The organism is Streptomyces sp. NPDC054796, assembly GCF_053611545.1.
This window is the reverse complement of sequence record NZ_JBSHAO010000121.1, coordinates 1-7,212: the sequence shown is the minus strand read 5'-3', so window position 1 is coordinate 7,212 and position 7,212 is coordinate 1. Positions and strand designations below refer to the sequence as shown.

At 74.1% G+C, this 7,212-nt stretch carries 5 protein-coding genes; 3 read left to right on the top strand and 2 right to left on the bottom strand.

All coding sequences use genetic code 11. The annotated features are described in order from the left end of the window. Positions 1-232 precede the first annotated feature (232 nt). Positions 233-1,162: a Ppx/GppA phosphatase family protein gene (locus ACWGJ2_RS39810; RefSeq protein WP_453351299.1), complete on the bottom strand. Its 930-nt coding sequence runs from the start codon at positions 1,160-1,162 to the stop codon at positions 233-235. A 248-nt stretch (positions 1,163-1,410) separates the two neighbouring features. Between ACWGJ2_RS39810 and ACWGJ2_RS39805 the strand changes: the two genes are divergently transcribed. After that, a complete protein-coding gene (locus tag ACWGJ2_RS39805; RefSeq protein WP_453351300.1) occupies positions 1,411-2,289 on the top strand; it encodes a hypothetical protein in 879 nt (292 codons plus the stop codon). A gap of 25 nt (positions 2,290-2,314) precedes the next feature. On the opposite strand, the gene ACWGJ2_RS39800 is transcribed toward ACWGJ2_RS39805, so the two are convergent. Continuing rightward, a complete protein-coding gene (locus tag ACWGJ2_RS39800; RefSeq protein ID WP_453351298.1) occupies positions 2,315-4,279 on the bottom strand; it encodes a BACON domain-containing protein in 1,965 nt (654 codons plus the stop codon). 198 nt (positions 4,280-4,477) lie between these two features. On the opposite strand from ACWGJ2_RS39800, the gene radA reads away from it, so the two are divergent. Beyond that, complete coding sequence (radA, locus tag ACWGJ2_RS39795; protein WP_453351297.1) at positions 4,478-5,962, top strand: DNA repair protein RadA; 1,485 nt, start codon at positions 4,478-4,480, stop codon at positions 5,960-5,962. Positions 5,963-6,021: 59 nt separating this feature from the next. Beyond that, positions 6,022-7,158, top strand: coding sequence for a DNA integrity scanning diadenylate cyclase DisA (gene disA / locus ACWGJ2_RS39790; protein WP_453351296.1), 1,137 nt, complete (start codon positions 6,022-6,024; stop codon positions 7,156-7,158). Positions 7,159-7,212 lie beyond the last annotated feature (54 nt).

The following is a 7,212-nucleotide window of genomic DNA, read 5'->3' as shown; positions in this document are numbered from 1 at the left end:
GACCGGCGCCGGCACGCCAAAAAGTTGTGGGCAATCGTCCCGCAAGGCGGGACGGGTGGGCACAACCCGTGCCACCGGCCCCCAACACGCGAACGAAACCCCAAGAGGCACCAGGCAAAGCGCACCCCTGCGAGAAACGGGCACCCCGTGTGGCCTTCACCGCGCACCCCGTGAAGGGGCACACCAGCGTGAAGGGGCAACCCCTCGTTTCCTTCCGCGGCCCGCGAAGGGGTTACGTGCGGAGATGGTCCAGGCGGCGGAGGATGACGCCCTCGCGGAGCGCCCAGGGGCAGATCTCCACCTGCGGCACCCGGAACAGATCCATCGCGCCCTCGGCCACCAGCGCCCCGGCGAGCAACTGCCGGGCGCGCCCTTCGGAAACCCCGGGCAACTCCGCCCGCTCCCCCGCCGGCATCTCGGCCAGCTTCGGCACCCACTCGTCCAGCGCCTTGCGGTCCAGTTCCCGCTGCACGTAGAGCCCTTCCGTGGAGCGGGCAGCCCCGGAGAGCCGGGCGAGCTGCTTGAAGGTCTTGGAGGTGGCCACGACGTGGTCCGGCGGGTTGAAGCGGCTGAACTCGCCCACCACGCGGGCGATTTCGGCCCGCACGTGACGGCGCAGTGCCCGTACGTCCGACGGATCGGGCGGGTCGCCCGGCAGCCACGCGGTGGTGAGGCGGCCCGCGCCGAGGGGGAGGGAGGCCGCCGCGTCGGGTTCCTCGTCCAGCCCGTACGCGACCTCCAGCGAACCGCCCCCGATGTCCAGCACCAGCAGCCGCCCCGCCGACCAGCCGAACCAGCGCCGCGCCGCGAGGAAGGTGAGGCGGGCTTCTTCCTCGCCGGAGAGGACCTCCAGCTTCACGCCCGTGGCGTCGGTGACACCGGCGAGGACGTGGTCGGCGTTGCTGGCCTCGCGTACGGCGGAGGTCGCGAAGGGGAGCAGGTCCTCGACGCCCATGTCCTCGGAGACGCCGAGCGCCTCGTTGACGGTGGCCGAGAGACGGTCGATGCCTTCGGGGCTGATCGCGCCGTCGTCGTCGAGGAGTTCGGCGAGTTTCAGTTCCGCCTTGTGCGAGTAGGCGGGCAGGGGGCGCGCACCGGGGTGCGCGTCCACGACGAGAAGGTGGACCGTGTTCGAGCCCACGTCCAGGACACCGAGTCTCATGTACAGCACGCTATCCGGCTTTGCGCGTCCGGGCCGACGCGGTTCCGCACAGAGCCCGCTGTGCGGCGGTCCTGTCCGCCTCGCGGCGGATCCCCGTACCGTGCGCCCTCTTTGGCGCGGCACCGTCGCGGTACCGTCGCGGCGCGTCGGCCCGGCGCGAGGGCTCGACGCGGTGGCCCGGCGCTTACGCTGGGGGCGTGGGTAAGACGAAAGCGGCGAAGCGTAAGAAGCAGGACGGTTCGAAGACCGTGCGGGCCGTGGAGGCCGGGCAGGCACCGGCCGCGCCGGAGCCCCGTAGCGAGGAGACGGGGCTGGACTTCACGAGGGCCTGGGTGGAGTTCCCCGATCCCTCCGACGACGAGCAGGTCTTCCGCTGCGACCTGACCTGGCTGACCTCGCGCTGGAACTGCATCTTCGGCCAGGGCTGCCAGGGCATCCGTCCGGGCCGGGCCTCGGACGGCTGCTGCACGCTCGGCGCGCACTTCTCCGACGAGGACGACGAGCGGCGCGTCGCGGAACACGTCGCCAGGCTCACGCCGGACACCTGGCAGTTCCACGAGGTGGGCACGTCGACGGGGTGGGTCGAGGAGGACGAGGACGGCGACCGTCAGACGCGTCGCTGGGAGGGTGCCTGCATCTTCCACAACCGTCCTGGTTTCTCGGGCGGCTACGGCTGCGCCCTGCACACCCTCGCCCTCGGTGAGGGCCGTGAGCCGCTGGAGACGAAGCCGGACGTGTGCTGGCAGTTGCCGATCCGGCGTACGTACGAGTGGGTCGAGCAGCCGGACGGCGAGCAGGTGCTGATCGTGTCGATCGGTGAGTACGACCGCAGGGGCTGGGGTTCAGGCGGGCACGATCTGCACTGGTGGTGCACGTCGGCGCCGTCGGCGCACGGTGCGGGCAAGCCGGTGTACGAGTCGTACCGGCCGGAGCTGATCGAGCTGATGGGCGAGGCCGGTTACGGGCAGCTCGCGGAGCTGTGCGAGCAGCGGATCGCGTCCGCCGAGGCCGTCGCCTCGGCCATGCATGTGGCGCCGGGCTCGCGTACGAGCCTGCCTCTGCTGGCCCCGCACCCCGCCGACCCGCCGCCCGCGACACACGCCACCGGGACCGGCTCCGGGGCCTGATTTTCGCGCTTCGCGCCCGCCGCCGTCAGCCCGACGAGGGGGAACCGCCCGGATCGCCGGGGCCCGTGCTCGGGTCGTCGGCGGGCGGGTCCGAAGGGGACGGATCCTCGGACGAGGGCGGGTCCGTGGGCGACGGATCGCCGGACGGGGGCGGCGAGGGGTCACCGCTCGGTGGCGGCGAGCCCTGGCCCCGCCCCTCCAGCGTGACGACGGCGCCGGACGGCGCGAAGCGGATACCGGCCGACCAGGCTCGGGAGGGCTCGCGGGACCTGTCGACCGAGACGCGGAGCGTCGTGGACTCGCCGGGCCGCAGCACCCCGCTCGTACGGCTCAGCACCAGCCAGGGCGCCTCGGCCGAGGCCGACCAGCGCACCGGGGAGCCGCCGCGCGCCGTGAGCGTGATGAGGGTGCTGCGCCCGGCGGGGCGGGCGTCCACCGCGAGCTGCCCCGTGCCGCCGCGCGTACCGCTGCTCGTGCCGCTCGCGGACGGCGTGCCCGAGGCGCTTCCCGAACGGCCCCGGTCCGCGCCCTCGGCCTTGGCTGCGGCGCCGGAGGCGCCCTTGCCGTGCTGCGAGGGCGTGCCGTCACGCTCGCCGTGTGCGCCGCGCTCGGTGCCGCCCTGTGCCGCGTTCTCGTACGGATAGCCGTCCAGGCCCGCGCGGTCCTCGCGCTCGCTCGCGGAGACGCTGGCGCCGTCCGACTCGCCCGTGAGGGGCGCGCCCCGGTAGGCGGCCCACAGGGCGAGGACGGGCGCTGCGAGGACCGTCGCGACGACGGTGGTGGTGACGGCGCGGCTGCGGATGCGGTCCCGGCGCGCGCTGCGGTCCTTGACCTCGACGGGGAACCCGCTCCGGTCGAAGCGCGGCCCGTGCTGGAAGCGGGCGCGCCGCACCGCGACCATGGCGGCGCGCACGGCGGGGCGCGGGGCCTCCAGGACGGCGAGGGTGCCGGTGCCCACGGGGGCCGTGCCGGGCCAGGAGACGCCCGCCATGGCGCGCTCGGCGGCGCGGCGGCAGTCCGCGCACTCGTCCACGTGCCGGACCAGTTCGCGCCGCAGCGCCGTGCTGAGCAGCAGGCGGTCGTCCCCGGCGAGCCGCTCGACGGCGGAGCAGCTTTTCGACTTGACGACGGCGAGCGCGGCGCGGGTGCGCTCGACCTCGCAGGCGGCGTTGGAGAGCAGGGCGCTGGCCGCGTCCAGGCCGAGCGACAGCACGGCGGCGACCTCCTTGGGCGGCAGCCCGTGCCGGACGGCCAGTTCCAGGGCCTCGCGCTGCTCGGGTGCCGTGCCCGCCGCCTCGGGCCAGGCGAGCGCGGCCAGTTCGCGGCGGCGCTGGGTGGCGGCGGGCCCCGAGAGGTGGGATCCGGGGGTGGCGCCCGCGTGTTCCGGCCGCTCCGAGCGCTCCGTCTGCTGGCGCTGCTCGGTGAGGCGGCGAAGGCAGGCCCAGCGCGCGAGCGCGTACAGCCAGGGGCGGTGCAGGGCGTGGTCGGACGGCGTACGGCCGCGTTCGTGCTGGCGCTCGGCGAGGGCCAGGGCCTCACCGAGCGCGGCGGTCGCGGTGTCGTGCTCGCACATGACCGACAGGCAGTACGTGAACAGGCCGTCCAGATACGGTTCATAGCGCTCGGGGCCGCCCGCGTCCTGCCCCTCGCCGCCGTCCCGCGCGCCGCCCGCGCCGGTCCCGGCCGCCACGCCGTCGGTGGGCGGCGGCGTGGGGCCCGTAGCTCCGGTGGGCCCCGTGGACGGCCCCGTCGTCCCCGTGGGTCCGCCGGGCCCGACGGACCCGGCGCCGGTCCTGGCGGTCCCAGCGGCCCCGGCCGCACCGGGGCGCCCGGACCCCTCGGATCGCTCCGGCCGCTCCTGGTGGGCCACGCGGGAGGGCTCGGCGAAGTGGCCGGGGCGCCCGGTGCGCTCGTGCTGCCTCGGCCGGCGCACTGGATGCGCCCGGTGTGCGCCGGTGATGTCCGTGGGGTGCTCGCGCCTGCTGTTCATCACTCGGCGACGGTAGGCGGATGATGGCGCTTCACCGGACCCGGTTGCACAGGTTTAATCCTTACGGGTGACTATCTCCCTCGAAAGGGGACAGGACAGGCGCGTTCCGTGGATTCGCCCCCATCTGGGCCTCCGCGCCCCGGGCCTCGCGCGGGTGCCAGGTCCGCGCTGTCGGTGCGGGCGGCTACGGTGACGCGCATGGCCACCCGTAAGCCGTCCGCCAAGGACCGCCCCACGTACCGCTGCACCGAGTGCGGCTGGCAGACCGCGAAGTGGCTCGGCCGCTGCCCCGAGTGCCACGCCTGGGGGACGGTCGAGGAGGCGGGCGGCGCCCCGGCCGTGCGGACCACCGCGCCGGGCCGCGTCTCCGCAGCCGCACTGCCCATCGGCCAGGTGGACGGCAGGCAGGCCACGGCCAGGGACACGGGCGTGCCCGAGCTGGACCGCGTGCTCGGCGGCGGCCTCGTGCCGGGCGCCGTGATCCTCCTCGCGGGCGAGCCCGGCGTCGGCAAGTCCACGCTGCTCCTGGACGTCGCGGCGAAGGCGAGCAGCGAGTCGCTCCGCACCCTGTATGTGACGGGCGAGGAGTCGGCGAGCCAGGTACGGCTGCGCGCCGACCGCATCGGGGCCATAAGCGACCACCTGTATCTCGCCGCCGAGACCGATCTGTCCGCCGTGCTGGGCCATCTGGACGAGGTCAAACCCTCCCTGCTGGTCCTGGACTCGGTGCAGACGGTGGCCTCGCCCGAGATCGACGGCGCGCCCGGCGGCGTCGCCCAGGTGCGCGAGGTGGCGGGCGCGCTCATCCGCGCGTCGAAGGAGCGCGGCATGTCCACGCTGCTCGTCGGCCACGTCACCAAGGACGGCTCCATCGCGGGCCCCCGGCTGCTGGAGCATCTCGTCGATGTCGTCCTCCAGTTCGAGGGCGACAGGCACGCGCGGCTGCGGCTGGTGCGCGGCGTCAAGAACCGTTACGGGACGACGGACGAGGTCGGCTGCTTCGAGCTGCACGACGAGGGCATCACCGGGCTCGCCGATCCGTCGGGCCTCTTCCTCACCCGGCGCGACGAACCGGTGCCCGGCACCTGTCTGACGGTCACGCTGGAGGGCCGCCGCCCGCTCGTCGCTGAGGTGCAGGCGCTGACGGTCGACACGCAGATCCCCTCCCCCCGGCGCACGACCTCCGGGCTGGAGAACTCGCGGGTCTCGATGATGCTCGCGGTGCTGGAGCAGCGCGGCCGGATCAGCGCGCTCGGCAAGCGCGACATCTACACCGCCACGGTCGGCGGCGTGCGCCTGACCGAACCGGCCGCCGATCTCGCCGTCGCGCTGGCCCTCGCGAGCGCCGCCAGCGACACCCCGCTGCCGCAGAACCTCGTGGCGATCGGCGAGGTGGGCCTCGCGGGCGAGGTGCGCAGGGTCACCGGTGTGCAGCGCAGACTGGCGGAGGCGGCGCGCCTCGGTTTCACGCACGCGCTCGTCCCGTCGGACCCGGGAAAGGTGCCCCCGGGGATGCGCGTGAAGGAAGTCGCCGACATGGGAGAAGCGCTGCGGGTGCTCCCCGGACGCGCCCCGCGCGGTGCGCCGAAGGGTGCCTCCAAGGGCTCCCCGAGGAGTGCCCCGGAGGACGGCGCCGGGGCGGAAGGGGCGCGACCCGAGCGAAGCGCCGCGCAGGGGGCGTAGGGCCGCCGGTAGACTTTGCCCTGGTCTCGCCCGTACGTACGCACGACCGAAGGAGTGCAGTGGCAGCCAACGACCGGGCAGCAGCTCCCGGCAGGGCCGGTGGGAGTTCCGGTGCGAGTTCCGGTGCCGATGGCCTGATGCGCGCCACACTGAGCGCGGTCGCGCCTGGTACGGCCCTGCGCGACGGCCTTGAGCGCGTCCTGCGCGGCAACACCGGCGGGCTCATCCTCCTCGGCATGGACAAGAACGTCGAACCGCTGTGCACCGGCGGTTTCATCCTGGACGTGGACTTCACAGCGACGCGCCTGCGCGAGCTGTGCAAGCTGGACGGCGCCCTGATCCTGGACCGGGACATCACGAAGATCGTGCGCGCGGGCGTGCAGCTCGTGCCCGACGCGTCGATCCCGACGGAGGAGACGGGCACCCGGCACCGCACCGCGCAGCGGGTGTCCATCCAGACGGGCTATCCCGTGGTCTCCGTCAGCCAGTCCATGCGCCTCATCGCGCTCTACGTGGACGGTCAGCGCCGGGTCCTGGAGGACTCGGCGGCGATCCTCTCCCGCGCGAACCAGGCCCTCGCCACCCTTGAGCGCTACAAGCTGCGTCTCGACGAGGTCGCCGGGACCCTCTCCGCGCTGGAGATCGAGGATCTGGTGACGGTCCGGGACGTCTCGGCCGTCGCGCAGCGCCTGGAGATGGTGCGCCGCATCGCGACGGAGATCGCGGAGTACGTGGTGGAGCTGGGCACGGACGGCCGGCTGCTCTCCCTCCAGCTCGACGAACTCATCGCGGGCGTGGAGCCGGAGCGCGAGCTGGTCGCCCGCGACTATGTGCCGCAGCCCACGGGGCGCCGCTCCCGCACGGTGCCCGAGGCGCTGACGGAGCTGGACCGGCTCACCCACTCCGAGCTGCTCGAACTCCCCACGGTGGCCCGCGCGCTGGGGTACAGCGGTTCGCCCGAGACCCTCGATTCGGCGGTCTCGCCGCGCGGGTTCCGGCTGCTGGCGAAGGTGCCGAGGCTGCCGGGCGCGGTCATCGAGCGGCTGGTGGAGCACTTCGGAGGGCTCCAGAAGCTGCTCGCCGCGAGCGTCGACGACCTCCAGACCGTGGACGGCGTCGGTGAGGCCCGCGCCCGCTCGGTGCGCGAGGGGCTGTCGCGGCTGGCGGAGTCCTCGATCCTCGAACGCTACGTCTGACGGCTGGTTACCGCTGAACGGGTGAGGGGCTGAGGAACCGGATACTTCCGGTTC

What these genes read in the sequence shown, in the direction of transcription:
- ACWGJ2_RS39810 (WP_453351299.1), bottom strand. Translation starts at nt 1,162, where the DNA reads ATGAGACTCGGTGTCCTGGACGTGGGCTCGAACACGGTCCACCTTCTC.
- ACWGJ2_RS39800 (WP_453351298.1), bottom strand. Translation starts at nt 4,279, where the DNA reads ATGAACAGCAGGCGCGAGCACCCCACGGACATCACCGGCGCACACCGG.
- radA (WP_453351297.1), top strand. Translation starts at nt 4,478, where the DNA reads ATGGCCACCCGTAAGCCGTCCGCCAAGGACCGCCCCACGTACCGCTGC.